This window comes from Chamaesiphon minutus PCC 6605 (assembly GCF_000317145.1).
In the GTDB taxonomy this organism is placed as follows: Bacteria; Cyanobacteriota; Cyanobacteriia; order Cyanobacteriales; family Chamaesiphonaceae; genus Chamaesiphon; species Chamaesiphon minutus.
Map to the genome: position 1 here is coordinate 5104860 of NC_019697.1, position 17641 is coordinate 5122500.

General features: G+C 45.7%; 17 protein-coding genes. 6 read left to right on the forward strand and 11 right to left on the reverse strand.

Annotation, left to right across the window (positions count from 1 at the left end; all coding sequences use genetic code 11):
• Nucleotides 1-41: 41 nt before the first annotated feature.
• The 5 genes from CHA6605_RS23315 to CHA6605_RS23335 all read right to left on the reverse strand — a co-directional run bounded on the left by CHA6605_RS23315 (nt 42) and on the right by CHA6605_RS23335 (nt 5426).
• Nucleotides 42-533, reverse strand: coding sequence for a 3'-5' exonuclease (locus CHA6605_RS23315; RefSeq protein WP_015161829.1), 492 nt, complete (start codon nt 531-533; stop codon nt 42-44).
• 93 nt (nt 534-626) lie between these two features.
• Nucleotides 627-1949 (reverse strand): AMP-binding protein, encoded by a 1323-nt coding sequence (locus tag CHA6605_RS23320; RefSeq protein ID WP_015161830.1) that lies wholly within the window; start codon nt 1947-1949, stop codon nt 627-629.
• 134 nt (nt 1950-2083) lie between these two features.
• Complete coding sequence (gene ndhM / locus CHA6605_RS23325; protein WP_015161831.1) at nt 2084-2428, reverse strand: NAD(P)H-quinone oxidoreductase subunit M; 345 nt, start codon at nt 2426-2428, stop codon at nt 2084-2086.
• 166 nt (nt 2429-2594) lie between these two features.
• Entirely contained in the window at nt 2595-3476 is an 882-nt protein-coding gene (locus tag CHA6605_RS23330) for an aminotransferase class IV (protein ID WP_015161832.1), read from the reverse strand.
• A gap of 333 nt (nt 3477-3809) precedes the next feature.
• Nucleotides 3810-5426 (reverse strand): NAD(P)H-quinone oxidoreductase subunit 4, encoded by a 1617-nt coding sequence (locus CHA6605_RS23335; protein WP_015161833.1) that lies wholly within the window; start codon nt 5424-5426, stop codon nt 3810-3812.
• Between the two features lie 393 nt (nt 5427-5819).
• Between CHA6605_RS23335 and CHA6605_RS23340 the strand changes: the two genes are divergently transcribed.
• Nucleotides 5820-6692 (forward strand): carbohydrate ABC transporter permease, encoded by an 873-nt coding sequence (locus CHA6605_RS23340; RefSeq protein WP_015161834.1) that lies wholly within the window; start codon nt 5820-5822, stop codon nt 6690-6692.
• Between the two features lie 121 nt (nt 6693-6813).
• Here the strand turns inward: CHA6605_RS23340 and CHA6605_RS23345 are convergent, their stop codons facing one another.
• The 5 genes from CHA6605_RS23345 to minC all read right to left on the reverse strand — a co-directional run bounded on the left by CHA6605_RS23345 (nt 6814) and on the right by minC (nt 11536).
• On the reverse strand, nt 6814-7458 hold the full coding sequence (locus CHA6605_RS23345; protein WP_015161835.1) for a nitroreductase family protein: 645 nt from the start codon (nt 7456-7458) through the stop codon (nt 6814-6816).
• Between the two features lie 220 nt (nt 7459-7678).
• Entirely contained in the window at nt 7679-8824 is a 1146-nt protein-coding gene (tgt, locus tag CHA6605_RS23350; protein ID WP_015161836.1) for a tRNA guanosine(34) transglycosylase Tgt, read from the reverse strand.
• A gap of 320 nt (nt 8825-9144) precedes the next feature.
• A complete protein-coding gene (minE, locus tag CHA6605_RS23355) occupies nt 9145-9456 on the reverse strand; it encodes a cell division topological specificity factor MinE (protein WP_041549845.1) in 312 nt (103 codons plus the stop codon).
• A 230-nt stretch (nt 9457-9686) separates the two neighbouring features.
• Complete coding sequence (gene minD / locus CHA6605_RS23360) at nt 9687-10487, reverse strand: septum site-determining protein MinD (protein ID WP_015161838.1); 801 nt, start codon at nt 10485-10487, stop codon at nt 9687-9689.
• Nucleotides 10488-10690: 203 nt separating this feature from the next.
• Nucleotides 10691-11536 (reverse strand): septum site-determining protein MinC, encoded by an 846-nt coding sequence (gene minC, locus CHA6605_RS23365; RefSeq protein WP_015161839.1) that lies wholly within the window; start codon nt 11534-11536, stop codon nt 10691-10693.
• A 151-nt stretch (nt 11537-11687) separates the two neighbouring features.
• Between minC and CHA6605_RS34490 the strand changes: the two genes are divergently transcribed.
• Both CHA6605_RS34490 and CHA6605_RS23370 read left to right on the forward strand, forming a co-directional pair.
• On the forward strand, nt 11688-11912 hold the full coding sequence (locus CHA6605_RS34490; RefSeq protein ID WP_015161840.1) for a hypothetical protein: 225 nt from the start codon (nt 11688-11690) through the stop codon (nt 11910-11912).
• Nucleotides 11913-12031: 119 nt separating this feature from the next.
• A complete protein-coding gene (locus CHA6605_RS23370) occupies nt 12032-12805 on the forward strand; it encodes an ABC transporter permease (protein ID WP_015161841.1) in 774 nt (257 codons plus the stop codon).
• A 154-nt stretch (nt 12806-12959) separates the two neighbouring features.
• Here the strand turns inward: CHA6605_RS23370 and CHA6605_RS23375 are convergent, their stop codons facing one another.
• Complete coding sequence (locus tag CHA6605_RS23375; protein ID WP_015161842.1) at nt 12960-13424, reverse strand: hypothetical protein; 465 nt, start codon at nt 13422-13424, stop codon at nt 12960-12962.
• Nucleotides 13425-13602: 178 nt separating this feature from the next.
• Here CHA6605_RS23375 and CHA6605_RS23380 point away from each other — a divergent pair, with 178 nt between their 5' ends.
• The 3 genes from CHA6605_RS23380 to CHA6605_RS23390 all read left to right on the forward strand — a co-directional run bounded on the left by CHA6605_RS23380 (nt 13603) and on the right by CHA6605_RS23390 (nt 17600).
• Nucleotides 13603-13965, forward strand: a complete 363-nt coding sequence (locus CHA6605_RS23380; RefSeq protein WP_015161843.1) for a hypothetical protein — start codon at nt 13603-13605, stop codon at nt 13963-13965.
• A gap of 19 nt (nt 13966-13984) precedes the next feature.
• Nucleotides 13985-14758, forward strand: coding sequence for a DUF1350 family protein (locus tag CHA6605_RS23385; RefSeq protein ID WP_015161844.1), 774 nt, complete (start codon nt 13985-13987; stop codon nt 14756-14758).
• A gap of 118 nt (nt 14759-14876) precedes the next feature.
• The gene (locus CHA6605_RS23390; RefSeq protein WP_015161845.1) at nt 14877-17600 is read left to right on the forward strand and encodes a carboxypeptidase-like regulatory domain-containing protein; all 2724 of its coding nucleotides are present in this window, start codon (nt 14877-14879) and stop codon (nt 17598-17600) included.
• Nucleotides 17601-17641: the final 41 nt, after the last annotated feature.

Here is a 17641-nt window from a genome sequence, read left to right on the forward strand (position 1 = left end):
AGTTCAGGGCGGTGCTGGGGCAAAGCAAGTCCATTTCAGTCTCATCGCTCCACAGCAGCAGCAGCAATGACGATCTCCGCACAGGCGCGCGCATCAGAGAGAGCTTGATGGTGATTTAGGGTGATGTTGAGATATCTACAGACATCAGGGAGCTTGGTAGGATATAAATTCCACCGCTCGCGAGCGAGGGCAACGGTGCAGATAAATTTCTGCTTGGGTTGGGGAATATCGTATAAATTGCAGCAGGCATAGAGTACGCGTCGATCGAAACTAGCATTGTGCGCAACTAAAGCGTCAGCAAGTTCGATGCGGGTGGAAATTTGCGTCCAGACTTGTTTAAATGTGGGAGCCTGAGCGACATCTGCCCACATGATGCCATGAATGTTGGTGAATTCAAAGCGATATGATGGTGGACGAATCAAAAAGATTTCTTCATGGACGATCGTGTTGTTTTCGATCTGAACTATCCCTAGCGCGCAGGCACTATTAGGATCGCGATTTGCAGTCTCAAAATCGATCGCAACTAATTTCATCAGGTTTTACCTTTCGATCGACAATAAACGAGTTTAAATATTATATTTCATCTGCAAGCTACATGTTTAACGATTGCAGATACCTACAGATCGCTACTTATCCCCTAAAAGTTGTGCTAATTCCTGCGTTAAAATCTTGCCTAATGCATTGCGGGGGATGCGATCGACACAAATCCAGCGTTTGGGAATTTTATATTTGCTAATTTTACCGACGATCGCTGTTGCTAAAATATCTGCGGAAACCGATCGAGCGTTTGCTACATACAAAGCTGTAACTATTTGCCCCCAATATCGATCGGGTGTGCCAATTACCCACGCATCAGAGACTAATCCGGTTGCCATAATTGCATTCGTAACTTCGATCGGAAACACATTTTCGCCACCAGTAATTATTTTGGCACTATTACGGCCTAAAATAGTTAAATTACCATCTCGATCGAATGTGCCAATATCGTCAGGCTCGAAATAAGCGATCGGTTGTAAATTGGGAAAGTAGCCTAACATTAAGGACTTTGCTTTTATCCGGATTACATCAACTAAATCAGCTTCAATATTACGCTTAGGAGTAGAGCTTAATTGAACTTCTGCATGAGGTAAAACTTGCCCGCAACTATTATTTCCTGCTAAGAATTCTATCGGTTTGAGGCTAACGATTTGCGAGGCTGTTTCTGTCATACCATAAGTTAAAGCTAACGGCAGTTTGGCAGCTCTGGCTCTATTTAATAAATCTATTTCTGGCGGCGCACCACCGATTAAAATCGTCCGAAATCCTGTCAACCACCGTACCTCTAAATCTAATAATCTGGCTAATTGTGTAGGTACCAATGACAGAAAATAACGATCCTCATTCCCCGCGATCGCGTTAACTCCATCCCGGCAAAGTTGCTGAAAATTTGTAATAAACAACTTACCATTTGTCAATAGCGATCGCCATAATTGCATTAAACCACTGACATGATAGAGTGGCAAAGTACAGACCGAATTAATTTCATCCACTTCATAAAACTCTCGGAATCCTGCCACGGAAGCACTGAGAGTTATCCAGGTATGGAGTGCAAATTTGATTTCTCCAGACGAGCCGCCTGTGGGAATCGAAATTGTCTCCCGATGCTGCATTGAATCTACTAGATCTGTCAATCTTGCAAACTGCTCGCGTTCTAACATTCCCCAATTTGGATTTATCAAAAAAATCGGGACGCCCAAGCGCGCACCAGCCATCAAACTCGCGATAAACTCGATCGGATCTAGTGTCTCGATCGCGAGAAAATTTGGTTGAAACTTGCTAAATTCGGCTAACTTGCGCTCCGCTAGATCGATAACTGCATGGTTATCTCGATCGACTAACCACCCATCGGCTAGACGTTGATAACACAAACTATAAATCCACTCTCCGTTACTGGCTTCCAGATCGTTCATTCCCCAGTGCAATCACAAAAAAACTACCCCCGACTACGTACTTACACGATTGTAGGAGAGGGAATAGGAGATATAAAGTTGAGTAAACGAGATATAGAGGTGTCCAAAAAACATTAGAACAGCAAACAACTGAATCACTCAGTAGTTTTACTGACTACTTGGGGTAAACCCATACTGTAATTTAACACTCTACTGTCGAGATTATAACCGATCTCGCCGTTTTGGAGCATCGTTCTCACAAAATGTTCTAGATCCGATCCGATTCGGCGGAGATTGTACTCAGTCAAATCAGCACCACTGTAAGACTCAACCAAGTCATCAAATTGCCCGTAAACCTTACGCAATGCGTCTTCACTCCATACTAGTTCGTTATCTGGATCGACATCTAATGTCAGAGCTTGTTCGCTCGGAATCAGTTCATTTTTCTTTACTTCGGCTGTATAAATGTGAATATGACGGGTTGTAGACTTTAGTAGCATTTCTTTTGGTGGGGAGTTGGAAGTGGGGAGTAGGGAGTTGATAATTTAGCCGAAAAATTAAATCCTCGATCTTTTAAGTTACTAGGCTCAGATTGTTACTGTCATTTTAGCAACTAATCGGGTAGTCTAGATGGTGGCACTAGTTGGAAACTAAGCACCAGTATAGTTAAACTGTTACAAGCTGTGAGTAAGCCTGAACTTTGGCTGAGAAAGCTTGGCGCAAAGCGGTGAAGATTTTCCCATCCATGGTGGTGGCTAAATGATTGTCATCGATCGAGCGTGCTGGCACTAGCTCTGCGATACTACCAGTCGTGAAAGCTTCAGTCGCTTGGGCGAGATCGGCAGGAAATAGATCGCGCTCGATCGTGTTAATGCCCAGTTCTGTTGCTATTTCCAGCAAGACATGCCGCGTGATCCCCAGCAACATGCCCCGCTGGGGAGTCACTAACACATCATCGATGACACAGAAGAAATTGCTGCGCGTCGCTTCGGTAATATAGCCATCGCGGTGTGTAAACAGGATATCATCGTAATCCGCACCTGCTACTTGCCGCGCTGCATAAAAACCCGTCAGATAATTGGTAGTCTTGAGCATCGGTAGCTCTCGATCGTATGGCACTGTCTTCAACCGTTGGCCAGATTTGTACAGCTCCAGTCCATAGGGGGCTTCAGGATGCTTGGGAGTGACTTCATCCTCAAAAATCATTAAATGCGGCGTGAAGCCCTCACAGGCGTTATAACTGCTGCCGCTGGGTCTGTCGCATTCCCCAGCAGTCAGATAAAATTTGACCGCGCTGTGTGGATAGGCATTACGATCGATTACCTGACGTGTCAGATTAGACAGTTCTGGTAATGTCGGCAAAGGCAGATTCAGCATCTTGGCTCCACGGTTTAGCCGTTGCAGATGCTCTTGCAGATAAAATGGTGTCCCACCATAAACCCGCGCTAGCTCGAATAATGTGATGCCGCGTGCAAAGCCGAAATCTGTCGGATTGATGCGGATGGTATCGCGTTCTACATACTGGCCGTCATAATAAGCGATCGACATGGTGGGATTAATTGATAATTGATAATTGATAACGCCAGTCGGCTAAACTTCATTTGCGCTGGGCTTCCCCCCAACTTTACCCAAATATGCGAGCCGCTGAGGTGAAATAACATAGACTACGCAGCACCTCAAATAACTCGTGCATACACAGTAGCCTTACAGGTAAAGACTTTAAATTTGTGCTGTTGTTAAACACAGTATATACAGATTATTAATAACAAATATCGGAGCGAGATCTTAAGTACAGGCAATTTATGAATTACCCCTCTCTAAAATCCCACTCCGACAGAAGAAGATTTCTATTGATGTTCATTCCCGAGCTGAGAACGAGCATTACTTAGCAATACTAACCAATTTACCTGGAATAACTGGCGATGCAATCGCGGTTGGCGATTTCCACTCGATCGATTGCGCATACAAGCTAGTCTCTTTACGTTCGGCAACCGCTGTGGGCAATGCTTCGCGCAGATGAGCTGCCACAGATGCCGTGGTGATATCATAGGTTTGAGTCGCCAATTTGGGATACAAGCCAATGCCAATAATCGGAATCAACAGCGAGAAAGCGATCGCCAGTTCGCGTGGTTGAGCATCCCAGCAATTTTCGCCATGAGCATCGAGGTTGCCAAAAAATACTCGCCGTAGCATCGACAATAAATAAATCGGCGTAATTAGCAGTCCTACCGCAGATAAGAAAATCACCAGTGTTTTGAAGCCATCATCATAAACATCGCTAGTTGTCAATCCTAAGAAAATCGATAGTTCGCTGACGAAGCCACTCATTCCTGGTAGCGCGAGAGAGGCCATCGATGCGAATGTAAATAAGGCAAAAGTCGAAGGCATGGATTTGGCAATCCCGCCCATTTTATCCATCGAGAGGGTATGGGTACGTTCGTAGATTACCCCAGCTAAGAAGAATAAGACTGCCGCGATTCCACCGTGGGAAATCATTTGCAGCATCGCGCCATTAATGCCTAGAGCTGTAAACGAAGAAATCCCAATGAGCACGAATCCCATGTGCGAAATCGATGAATAAGCAAGGCGACGTTTGAGATTGTCTTGAGAGAAAGCAGCTAAGGCACCGTAAATAATATTTACGACACCCAATATTGCTAGTACGGGCGCAAAATAAACATGAGCGTGAGGCAGCATTTCGGCATTAAATCGGATTAAGGCGTAACCGCCCATCTTGAGTAATACACCAGCCAAAATCATCGAACCAGGTGCTGGAGCTTCACCATGTGCATCTGGCAACCAGGTATGGAAGGGGAAAATTGGTAGCTTGACACCGAACGCAATCAGGAACCCAGCATAAGCCAATAATTCTAACCCGATCGGATATTCTTTGAGTCCTAATTCGGCAATATCAAAAGTAACCGTATCGCCATAGAAAGCCAATCCTAGCGCAGATAGCAGAATAAAAATCGATGCTAGAGCCGTATACAGAATAAATTTCGTTGCGGCATAAAACCGCTGTCCCCCACCCCAAATCGAAATTAGGAGATAGACAGGAACTAATTCTAGCTCCCACAACATGAAAAACATCAGTAGATCCTGAGCCAGGAATACCGAAATCTGCGCGCCGTACATTAATAACATCAAGCCGTAAAACAGACGCGGCTTGATCTTAATATTCCACGCCGCAAAGATAGCAAGCGTGGTTACAAATCCCGTCAACACTACTAACGGCATCGACAGTCCATCCGTACCCAACGACCAATTCAAGCCCAATTGTGGCACCCAGCTATAGCGTTCGACTAGCTGTAGGTTGGGGTTGTTAAAGTCATACTGGGTAGCAAAAGTATAAATAATTAAACCTAATTCTAATATCCCTATGCCCAATGCGTAGAGCCGCACAGTTTTACCATTGGTGTCGGGTATTACAGGAATAGCTAAGGCAGCTACGATCGGAAATGCAATAATTGCAGTCAGCCAGGGAAATTCAGACGTCATAGATCGGCGATGAGAATTGAGTAGAATACTTCGCTGCTAGGAAAGGGTAGTATTTAATGCTCGTAGGTATAAATGCTCATTATGTTAATCATATATCCTGTTGGGGATCGTTGCAACTTGTAAATAAAATTTACAAGTTTTAAAATACCGTTACTCTAGATTACCCTTTTTTGAGTCTCAAATTATCTCCGATCGAACAGCGAAATCGAGCCACGATGTTAGGGTTCGAGGATCGCGCGACCGACGACACTAGCGAATCCGATCGATCTCATGGCTAGTGGTGATTTCGATCGCTTTGAGTTAATATTTTTCGGGGAGCGGGGGAACGGTGGAGATGGTACTCTAACTTATGCCGCCTATTACTAGATTTAGAACCAGAGGATCGATCGAAATATGCTAAAACAGCTACCCTCTCGCCTGTTGCAATCTACTTTTTGGCAATCCCCAATCGTCAAATTAGTCGGGATTTATGGCGGATTGAGTGCGATCGCAGGAGTAATGTTATTTCCATTACTCTGGTTATTAAGCACCGCGCTCAAATCGGCGGACGAAAATATTTTCCAATCGCCACCCCAATTATTACCGCAGCATCCGACCTTCGAGCACATCGCTACTGTCTGGCAAAGTAACGATTTTGGCCGCTATTTATTCAATAGCAGTGTCGTTGCCGTTATGAGTGTAATTATCAACCTCATTTTTTGCGCGCTGGCTGCTTATCCGCTAGCTAGACTAGAGTTCAAAGGTAAAGAAACGATTTTTGCGATCGTAGTTTCGACGATTATGATTCCCTTTCAGATCGTGATGATTCCGCTATTTATCATCGCCGTTCAGTTGGGATTAGTGAATACTTATTTAGGCGTGATTTTACCCAACTTAGCATCGGCATTTGGCATTTTCTTATTGCGCCAAGCTTTTCAATCGGTACCCAAAGAACTCGAAGAAGCGGCGAGGATCGATGGTTGCTGGGAAATTGGCATCTGGTGGAGCGTAATGTTACCTGCAATTCGTCCCTCATTAGTCACGCTGGCAATTTTTGTGTTTATCGGTGCTTGGAGCGATTTTTTATGGCCATTAATCGTGCTCCAAGATGATACTTATTACACGCTCCCATTGGGAGTAGCAAAATTAGCCGAAGGTGCTTTTGGCTTAAATTGGCGATTGGTCGCTGCGGGTTCGGTTATTTCGATTGCGCCTGTTTTAATCTTATTTATGTTCGTCCAACGTTATATCGTACCGACAGCCACTAGCAGTGGTGTTAAAGGGTAGGGAATAGGGGATAGTGAATAGTGAATAGGGGATAGGGGATAGGGGATAGGGGATAGGGGATAGTGGATAAATAGATCGACCCAATTTATGTTGAGAAATTGGGTCGATGAACTAAAAAATTTTAACCTTGATAAGGACGATCGATTCGATCGAGTGATACATTAAATTCAAACGGCATCCGACCGGGATTTTTGCGAGGTTCGGCAGCATAACCTACTGGTAATACTAACGCGATCGCTAAATCTGGATCGTTTTCGGCACCAATAACGGCTTTGACTTTATCTTCCATCCAGCCATTCATCATACAAGTAGATAATCCCAAACTCTCAGCCGCCAGAGTCGCATGAGTAGCTGCAATCATCGCATCTTTAATGGCATACTCCCTAGCTTTGTCGCCGAGTGCTACCGAAAATTCGGGGATTGCTTTCTTGAAATAAGCAGCAGTACCTTCATTCCAAGCTCCAGTCTGCATACCTTGCTCGATTATTGGCGTGATGTCTCGCTCTCCCGCCTTAATATCGGCAGCAAACACTAAGTTTACTGGTGCTTGGGTAATTTGGGGTTGATTCCAACAGGCAGCTCCTAAAGCCGCTTTTTGCTCCGGATCGATGATGATAACGATCCGCCAATCCTGAACGTTAAAGCTACTAGGTGCTGCTACTGTCAATTCGATCAGTTGACGGAGGAGTTCTGGTGAAATCGGGTCTGGCTTGAAGCTTTTGATCGATCGACGTTGTAAAATCGCGGTCGGTACGTCTAAGGGCATAAGGTCTGAAGTTAGAGATATAGGTTACATAGTAGCGGGTAGTCAATGTCCAGCCAAGCCTTAATGAGATTAAGAGCAGGAGTTACGCTCGATCGACTCTAATTTGCGATCGATCGATTTTATATAAATACTCAACCACTAGCTTCAATCCGTTGTCCATTAATCCATACAGAGTGGTTACTGCCATTGCTTGCTATTATCGATCGAACACTGCATGGCATTAATTTTCAGACTCATCAATCACTTCTTCTTCCTCACTAGTGAGCCAATGTCCGAATTCTTCGACAAATCGATCGCGTAAAATGGCATCGCGAATTTGTTGAGTAAAACGGATTAGTTCGGTAATATTGTGCAGTGATAAGAGTGTAAATCCGGTAATTTCACCGCACCGAACTAAGTGGCATAAATAGGCGCGCGTAAAATTCTGACAAGTATAGCAAGGACACGTATCGTCTAAGGGGGTAAAATCGCGCTTAAAGGGGGCATTCTTGAGATTCCATCGTTCGCCCCTGACGAAGGCTGCACCGTGTCTGGCGACCCTTGTAGGTATCACACAATCGAATAAATCGATGCCGGAGGCGATCGCGATCGCCATTTCTTTGTAAGTACCGACACCCATCAGATAGCGCGGTTTATTTTCGGGTAATAATGGCGCGGTGGCGCGGACGATTTTATGGATAAAATGCGATGGTTCGCCAACACTGACACCACCGATTGCATAACCGTGGAGATCGAATTCTTGGAGCGACTTGGCGGCTTGGGCACGTAAATCTAGATGAACGCCGCCTTGGACGATCGGAAATAAGGCTTGGTCTTCAGGGCGTTGATGCGCCTGGATGCAGCGTTCTAGCCAGCGATAGGTGCGCTCTGTCGCGGCGATGACTTCATCGCGAGTAGCGGGGTAAGGCGGACATTCGTCGAATGCCATAATCACATCGGCACCGAGGGCATTTTGAATCTCGATCGATTTTTCGGGGGAGATAAAAATTGTGCGCCCATCTAAGGGTGATTTAAAAGTAACGCCTTCTTCGGTAATTTTGCGCGTTTTGCTGAGACTGAACACCTGAAAACCGCCGGAATCGGTCAGCATCGGCCCTTTCCAGTTCATGAATTTGTGTAATCCACCCGCCTCTTTGATAATATCTTCACCCGGACGCAGATGTAGGTGATAGGTATTTGACAGCACCATCTGTGCGCCAGCATCCTCGATATGAGCGGATGTGAGCGTTTTGACTGTTGCAGTAGTACCGACAGGCATAAATCTCGGTGTTTCGACAATCCCATGTGGCGTATGAAAAACACCAGCGCGCGCGTGTGTGTGACTGCATTTACCCACGCAGTCGAAAGTGAAGTTCGGTTTGTTCAAAATTCCCTTAATTTATATGCGAAAACGGATTCTTTGCGGGGAGCGGGGAGCGGAGGTGGATGGGTAATGGGTAATGGGTAATGGGTAATGGGTAAGATTCGGATCTTCCTTTGCTCATCAGTAAGGCAGCAACGCTGCCTAAAACCTAAAGCCTAAAACCTAAAGCCTAAAACCTAAAGCCTAAAACCTAAAGCCTAAAACCTAAAGCCTAAAACCTAAAGCCTAAAACCTAAAGCCTAAAACCTAAAGCCTAAAACCTAAAGCCTAAAACCTAAAGCCTAAAACCTAAAGCCTAAAACCTAAAGCCTAGAACCTAAAGCCTAACTCGCTGGCTCATCCCCCGCCCAACCCAGGGGCGATGCTTCCGCATCATCTTTGACGCGACGAATGGGGAGATTGGCAATTAATGCAGTTACTCGTTGGTTGCTTTCTAGCGAAAAATCTAGTCCTTGAGAATCAATTTCGACATAGCGCGATACTACTTCTAGGATTTCCTGACGCATCATATCGACCGTTTGGGGACTCAGATCGGTGCGATCGTGAGCGATTACCAATTGGAGTCGCCGTTTTACATGGTCTCTACTCGGTTCGGCAACCCGGGGAAATAGCATTTCTAAAAATTCATTAATCATAATCATAGCGATCGGTCGATAGAAGGAATTAGCACCTAAAATGATGAAATCGTTGATGGGAACAGCATGGTGACAATTAATTACTGACAAACTTCCCGACCCAACCCCAAAATTTTATAGCCATTATCTACCCATTGCATTCGTGGCAGATGCTACTATGAAATCTCTCCCGATCGACTCGACGAACCGCTCGGTGGGGTACAACTTACTCTCATGTTTTAGCTATATTACTATTTCGCGAAGATTTTACGTAACCGTTTGAACAAATTATCACGATCGACATTTAAATCGAGGTAGGGGGTTTTTTCGCCGCACAGACGATGGGCGATATTTTCAAATGCTAAAGCGGCACGAGAGCCACTATTGCTCTCTAAGACGAGAGGTTCGCCGCGATTGGTAGAGGTGATTACTCGTTCGTCTTCGGGTACGACGCCGATTAATTGTACCGCGAGAATTTCGCTGACATCTTCGACAGACATCATTTCACTAGCTTCTACCATGGCAGGGCGCAACCGATTGACGATCAGTCTGGCGGGGGTAATATTACTAGCTTCGAGCAAGCCAATCACACGATCGGCATCGCGGACGGCAGAAATTTCTGGCGTAGTCACGATCAAAGCTTCTTGAGCGGCAGCGATCGCATTTTTAAAGCCCATTTCAATACCCGCAGGGCTATCGATCAACACGAAGTCAAACTGCGGCGCGAGTTCGCCGATCATCCATTTCATGTGATTGGGGGTAATCATCTCTGCTTTGCGATTTTGGGTAGCAGGTAGTAATACCAATCCTGGTTGCCGTTTATCTCTGACTAATGCTTGATCGAGACGACATTCGCCTGCGAGAACTTCGACTGCGGTATAGACTACGCGATTTTCTAATCCTAATAATAGATCGAGATTTCGCAGCCCAAAGTCGCCATCGACGAGAGCGACTCGGTGCCCCATCTTGGCTAGCGTCATACCTAAGTTGGCCGTCACAGTGGTTTTACCCACTCCGCCTTTGCCGGAAGTAACTACAATAATACGCGTCATGAATTATAAATTATGAATTAGTAACGATCGATTATAAAAATCCGATTATTGTTTATGCTCGTGTATTTTAGGCGATTTTTATGGCGGATGCATCCAGCGAGTGCGGGATGAAAACCCTTTGCGCTAAAGTCTTGGCTCGTGCCATGAAGGCTTACCAGAACGCTCGCGCTGCATCGTCAGGTCGAAAAAATTTGCACTTAGATTCAGGTATCTTCAGATCGTTTCGATCCTGGCAGAGCTAGTTCGCGCAGATACGGAGTTGTTCTGATATCGACCGCGCGAGCGATCCGAATGCCTTGAGGTGTAACATAAGCAATTTCTGGGTCAAATTGTGGCGGCGGGGTTTCTGGTGCGCGTGCGACTCGGTCAGCAATTCTTAACTGCGTTGGCTCCATTTGGAGTGCCATAATCAAGCATTGAGGATTGTTGGGATAGCCAGCATGGGCGATCCCTCTCAACCTGCCCCACACAATAATATCGCCAGCGGCGTAAATTTCGCCGCCCGGATTGACATCGCCCATAATGATTACGGTGCCTTGGTGGCGAATATCTATTCCCGATCTTACTGTCATTTGTAAGTAAAGTGGCTCGGCAATTAACGGTGGTGCATCTTCGATCGGTTGTGGGAATAATGGAGCAATAGTCGATTGCTGCGTCACACAATAGCCTGCTGTAGCAGCGGCTACGGCAGTTTGGCGACGACTGGTAGCGACGAGTTGGAGCTGGAGCGCGACATCAGTTAGAGCATCGCTGATGCTCTGTAATTGTCTGGCATCTAGCAGTCGATCTTGAGCGATCAAGTGGACTACTGATAATGGTTGCCAAAATCTTTTGCCAGCTTGAAGTCTTTGTTGCAACTGCTCCCATAAGTCGCTCCAACTGGCAGAAGCAGATGTTTCTGCGACTGTAGGCAAAATTAACTTCACCACTCCATCTTCATTTTTGAGTCGAATTTGTAATTTAGGTTGTTCCGATGGTTTAACTGGCTCGGGATCTGCTTTTCCCTGAGTATTCAATATCGACAAAGTAGAGGAGGAATCAGCATTCATAGCCTACGGAGTGGTGATTATCGCAAATGGCTTTTACATCTTACACTTCAAACGGAATTTCGTGGCGATTATTACTGATGTATTTACGAATATGGGCTAACTAGTAATATTATGAGAAAGTTTGATGTCTCAAAATTAAAATAGCGTGCTTATGCCCAAATTAGGATTGCTAATTTTGCCGATAATGTTCTCCGTGTCTGAGTTAGGATTTAGTCGCTTGATAAGTGCCAAGCAGATTCAAACTCCTGAAACCGCACGAACGGTTTATTGCAGTGACTCGTTGGCAATGATGCTAGGAACCCGCATCGACACTCTTTACTCAATTTCATTGGCTGTCAAAAAATGCACGATTAGGCGGTATCGTCGCCCGCGCTAAAGCAGCTAATTATATTCATTCACTAACCGTTTCTCAATCTCGCCCCGATGACAGAATAGTAGATCTAATTTACTATTACTCAGTCTTATTCAAATTATCTGGAGACTACTATTAAGCAAATGAGTTTAATTCGGATTTGGGCTGTAGCTAGCAACGTATTTCGAGAAGTAATGCGCGAGCGGATCTTTTTAACGATTGGCTTCTACGCAATTCTCATGCTTGCCGCTTGGCAGCTACTACCAGCAATTTCTGGTGCCGCCCAAGATAAAATTCTGACTGATTTTGGAACTGCTAGTTCTAGTTTACTAGGAGTTGTTATCGCAATTTTTGTCGGTACGAATCTGATTAACAAAGAAATCGAGAAGCGGACTGTCTTCACGATCGTCACCAAACCAATTAGCAGCATTGAATTTATTCTCGGCAAACATTTAGGGTTGTCTGCCGTGCTGGCAATTTTAGTAGCGGGAATGACTGCTATTTATTTGTTTGTTCTGAGTCTTTCGCAGATTAATTACCAGTTAGTGCCGTTATTGCTCTCTTCACTATTTTTATTTTTAGAACTGTGTTTGATAGCAGCAGCATCGCTATTATTTGGCGTATTTACTAGCTCGATCTTGGCCATCTTACTCACATTTTCTCTATACATAGTCGGACATTTGAGCGAAGGGATGGTGAAATTGGCAGGTGTGACCAAAAATCCTGGATTTCAACAATTAACCGATAACTTATATCTAATCTTACCGGATTTATCGAGACTCGATCTCAAGAATGATGCAGTCTACGGTGTGCTCCCGCCAACGGATATGTTGTTCGTTAATGCTGGGTATGCCTTAGTATATACAGCCGCATTATTGATTGCTACAACGGTAATTTTTTCGCGCCGACAGTTCTGAGTATGGAGCGATCGAACTCAAAATAAATTTTTGTTTCAAGCTGCTCGATTTAAAGATAGTTAAGCGATTGAAAATCTCTGGTGTTGATAGTCTCTAAAGACCGCCACCAGAGATTCTTAGCTTGTTACCGAACGTTTTTAAAAACCAGATCGACTTAGAGCTGCTGGTGAGTATAGGCGTGCTGCTTGACATTATCGTCTTTGGTAACTACTCGATCGGCATTGAGAATGCGCTTGCGCTCGGTGGAGTAGTTAAAATCAGTATAGGTGTCACCCAGGGCGATAAAAGCTTGGGCTTCTTGACGGCGTTTGTAGGTACGGGCGGAGGCGATACAGCGGTAGGCAAACTCGCTACCCAATTGACAATCAGCCGGGAAAGTTGCGGGAATTTGGGGGACATCGCCAGCAATGAGCGCGCCCAGAGTGGTAGCAGCCGCGATTTGGTAAGAGGTGGGAATCCCCTTCATTAAAGCTTCGAGGGCAGAAGAAGGGATGGGTTCGATCGCTTTGACTTGCCGCACGCCGTCATCATCGCGGAAAAAGCAGGTAGCGACACCAATGACAATATAGTCATCAGCAGTAAGATCGGGAGCGTCAGCGAGCGATGTCAGCGTGGTCATAATTATTTAATCGATTTAAGATAGCTATTTATATGCCTCGATCGATCCTACCAATTTAACAAGGCTTGGCCGATTCTCGTTAGACTACTTATTATAGTTAGAAGCAGACCGAAGCCTGTAACTTCTGTAACAATAGTTTCGATCTATATTTTCAAGCAAGCATACCGATCTCGATCGAGTGCGCTATTTAGACCCTACACGCAATACCGCGCTATTCATGGAAGCTTTTAGCCCTACACCGCCGAGTTGGCGAGAATTAGCCACTCACGCTAACGGATTTTGCTGCCCCACCTGTCATGCTAGCTCTACTTCTGCTACTGCTGCTTGGATCGATCGTCGTTCCCCAGTATTTATCGAAAATCGCAAGCGCAAGTGGCAAGAATTTTATCTATGTGAATGCGGTACAGCCTGGTGGGGCTGGAGTGACGATCGCGCACCCAACGAATTTGCCGATCGCCAACCCGCTACCCCCGAAAGTCGCAACCCTTACAATAGTGAAGATGGCGATCTCGACTACGATAGCTTTTTTGGCTACTTTTAAATCAACAAAAATAACTGTAATGGATTGGCAAGAAATTTCTGGTAATTGGGTATACATTCCTCGTCAGCCTCGCGCCGTCATTCATTTTTTAGGCGGTGCGTTTGTAGCCGCTGCCCCCCATCTTACCTATCGATTGTTGCTCGAAGATTTAGCCAAGCAAGGCTATGTAATTATTGCAACGCCGTTTATCAATACTTTCGATCATCGAGCGATCGCTGGCGAAGTCTACAATCGGTTTGAAGATACCTTAGAATTACTCCAAAAACGTCGCTATTTACCTGCCGATGATTTGTTGCCAGTTTACGGTTTGGGTCACAGTATGGGCTGCAAATTACACTTGTTAATTGGCAGTATGTACGATGTCGATCGTGCGGGAAATATGCTGATCTCATTCAATAACTTCTCGGCGCGCGACGCTGTTCCTTTGATGGGACAAATGCCTGTAGAGTTTAATATGGAGTTTTCGCCCAATCCCCAGGAAACTCTCAAATTAATTGCCGAATATTATGACGTGCAGCAGAATCTGATTGTCAAATTTAGTAATGATACGCTCGATCAATCATATACGCTCGGTCAAACCCTGAAGCAGATTTTTCCAGGTCAGATCTCGACATTGACGATTAATGGCAGCCACGTTACTCCCTTGGGACAAGATTTTCAATGGCAACTCAATCCCCAAATTTTCACACCGTTTGATGCGATCGGGCAATGGCTCAAACAAGAAGTACACCGCGATTTGCACCAACTCAAGCGCGAAATTTTGGACTGGTTGGAGCCTGTAGCTAGTAGATAGTATTTTGATTACATCCAAATCTCGAAGCAAAAGTCCGCTTGCCAATTGCAGCTAGTCGCGCCAGATCGATCGAGGATCTTCTGCTAAGATCGAACAAAATGCTCGTGCGATCTGCTGCTTGCCACTAAATCTCGCCTCCTATTTAAAATGTCTGCATCTTAAAACTAACCTGTTAATACGGGCGATCTTGTGGTGTGGATCTATCGGTTATTTATGTGCGGTTGAAGCGATTGCCAGTCCGTTGCCAGCGAGTGATGAATCTGCCACAAGCGACAATTCGAGCGCGAATATCGTCCAAATTAAAGCGATCGTCAATCAGTCACCAGCGCGGCAAATTAGCGTCCAAGGTGAAGTCGATGCACGGCAACGACCCGTTAGGATAGAAAGATGGTTGCTACCTTTTGATGCGACGCTCAAACTTTTAAATATTCAGCAACGACAGTTACCTAATGGTGAATTAGAGCTGGCATCGCCATACCTTTTAGTGAGATTTAATCCCAGACAATTGCGAGCGCATCCGCAATTAGGCAGAGCGATTAGTATTAGCGATCTCCAAAAATTGCCCGGTCTGAAAATTAACTTCGACGTTCGACAAAAAGCAGTCAAATTCAGCTACAGTCTGCCCAAAAATCCGCCGCAACCCGTGGCAAAAGCGGCACCTGTAGTTTTAGATGGATTGGCCGCGATCGACCCGCCTAGGGCCAGTGTTAGTGCGTTGCAACAGCGAATTAATCTCAGCGGCTCGGCGAACAATCAACTCAATACTCAAGGTGAATTTAAATCAGTCGGTACGATTTGGGGTTCGAGTTGGTATCTGCGCGTCGAGCAGCCCAAGCTGGCTAACTTGTTAACTTGGGGACTTAGCGACGCGGTAGTTATCAATCAAAGTCCGAATATCGATTGGATTTCTGGTTCGCAAAGTCCGTTTTGGCGCAGACAGGGCAATCCGTCTGGCACTTATTGGGGCGTAACGACGATTGTGCGGCAAGATTTTACGCCACCGACATCGCTGTCGGGAGGCAACTTCATACCGAACGAGCGATTACAATCGAGTCGGTTGGGGCGAACCGTGGTCGGACAGGCACAGCCAGGAACGGTGGTGCGACTGGTGCGCGGCTTTAATACCAATGTCGTCGGCCAAATTTTGGTAGATAGTTCGGGTGTATTTCGATTTGAGAATGTGTTGGTGAGCAAGGAGGATGAGTTTGCCAATAGTTATCGACTGTTGTTGTATCCTAACGGCCAATTAACTGCCGATCCGCAAGTGCGGGATGTAGCTTTTACGACTGTTCCCGGTCAGTTACCCACCGGATCTGGGGCGTGGGTTGCTTCGGCGGGGGTTAATTACAATCGCCAACCCGATCGATTTCTGGGTAGATTCGACGGCTTGCAGGGTGGGGTAGCTTATCGACGCGGACTGAGCGAATCGATTACTTTAGGCGGTGGGATAATTAGCGATCCGCAGGCGGTGCGTGGCTTGAGTGAAGTATTTTGGCAGCCGACAGGGGTGCCATTGCAAGCTTCGGTATCGGCGGTTACTGGCGATCGGTGGGATATAGTCAGCAATCTCAATTATCAGCCAGCACCAAATTTTAATGCCAATTTTAGCAGCGATAAATTTTCTAGTCGGGCAGATCTTAATTGGCTATTATCTCCCAAATTTACAGCAATTAGTAAATACGATAGTTTGTCGGGGGTGGCGATCGGCGGTAACTATAATTTTAGTGTGGCACCTAATAGTAATAGCAATATTCAGGGCACGCTCGATAGTAATTCTTTTATCCGCTGGAGTGCTAGTCACCAACAGAATAATTGGTTGCTGGGTTTGCAAGGCAATGAAATCAGTCTCAACTCCGAAGTCAGCTATCTGATTTCGGCGGCCAATGGTAGTAGTCACAATCTGGTTGCTAACTATCAAACCACGCGATCGAGTGCGCCGACAACTTTCGGTCAATTACTGTGGCGATATCAATCGCCGACACTGCAATCGGAATTAGGTTATGGCTGGAGTGGCTTCGGACGCGGTGCCAATGCTGGTATTGGGATGACTTTATCGCCGGGATTACAATTATTGGGTCGCTATCAGGGGATTTCTGCTTTTACCAATCGGGAAAGTTTTTCTCTAGAATTACAATCTACCATCGATTTTCAAGGTGGCAATGTTACCAATACGCAAGTTGAAGATCTCCGCACTCGCGGCGGAATTGCGATCCAACCATTTTTAGATCGCAATCGAAATGGCCAACAAGATGCTGGCGAAGAGAGTTTCTGGCACCCGACGCTGATTACCCTGGATAAAAAACCACTCGATCCCAGTCGCACTACTCAAGCAGCCAATCGAGTAGAAATTCGTACCGCTCCTGGTAGCTATCGACTCGATCTCGATCCGACGCGTCTGCCTGCTTATTGGCGCAGTTCGCTTGCTGATACGGCTGGCAAACCATCAGACTCGGTGCGGGTGAATGTTGCTCTGGGTAGTTATACGACTATTTCTATTCCTTTAACCCCGATGTATACGGTGAAAGGGATCGTCTGGGATGCTGCTGGGAAGCCGCTGGCAAATACGCAGGTAGCAGCTATTCATGTTGCGGGGAAGGAGGATCGGCGCGAGACGATGACTAAATCGGATGGTAGTTATGAATTTACCGATCTGGCTTTAGGTGCGTATGAAATTTCTGTTGCGGGACAATCTCAAGCTAGTACGATCGCGATCGCGGTTAGTTCGCCAGTACTGCAACAACTCAATCTTCAGCTAGAGGCAGCGAGTAATTTAACGTCTCCAGATCGTTTGACGATCGATAATTACGAACTGATTTTTGTGACCTGTTGGCAGGGATTGTAGTAATCTATGGGTAGTTGAGCGCGCTTCTGTCCGAGATGCCA

Coding starts and splice junctions, on each gene's coding strand:
- CHA6605_RS23315 (WP_015161829.1), bottom strand. CDS start 533: ATGAAATTAGTTGCGATCGATTTTGAGACTGCAAATCGCGATCCTAAT.
- CHA6605_RS23320 (WP_015161830.1), bottom strand. CDS start 1,949: ATGAACGATCTGGAAGCCAGTAACGGAGAGTGGATTTATAGTTTGTGT.
- ndhM (WP_015161831.1), bottom strand. CDS start 2,428: ATGCTACTAAAGTCTACAACCCGTCATATTCACATTTATACAGCCGAA.
- CHA6605_RS23330 (WP_015161832.1), bottom strand. CDS start 3,476: ATGTCGATCGCTTATTATGACGGCCAGTATGTAGAACGCGATACCATC.
- CHA6605_RS23335 (WP_015161833.1), bottom strand. CDS start 5,426: ATGACGTCTGAATTTCCCTGGCTGACTGCAATTATTGCATTTCCGATC.
- CHA6605_RS23340 (WP_015161834.1), top strand. CDS start 5,820: ATGCTAAAACAGCTACCCTCTCGCCTGTTGCAATCTACTTTTTGGCAA.
- CHA6605_RS23345 (WP_015161835.1), bottom strand. CDS start 7,458: ATGCCCTTAGACGTACCGACCGCGATTTTACAACGTCGATCGATCAAA.
- minE (WP_041549845.1), bottom strand. CDS start 9,456: ATGATTAATGAATTTTTAGAAATGCTATTTCCCCGGGTTGCCGAACCG.
- minD (WP_015161838.1), bottom strand. CDS start 10,487: ATGACGCGTATTATTGTAGTTACTTCCGGCAAAGGCGGAGTGGGTAAA.
- minC (WP_015161839.1), bottom strand. CDS start 11,536: ATGAATGCTGATTCCTCCTCTACTTTGTCGATATTGAATACTCAGGGA.
- CHA6605_RS34490 (WP_015161840.1), top strand. CDS start 11,688: ATGCCCAAATTAGGATTGCTAATTTTGCCGATAATGTTCTCCGTGTCT.
- CHA6605_RS23370 (WP_015161841.1), top strand. CDS start 12,032: ATGAGTTTAATTCGGATTTGGGCTGTAGCTAGCAACGTATTTCGAGAA.
- CHA6605_RS23375 (WP_015161842.1), bottom strand. CDS start 13,424: ATGACCACGCTGACATCGCTCGCTGACGCTCCCGATCTTACTGCTGAT.
- CHA6605_RS23385 (WP_015161844.1), top strand. CDS start 13,985: ATGGATTGGCAAGAAATTTCTGGTAATTGGGTATACATTCCTCGTCAG.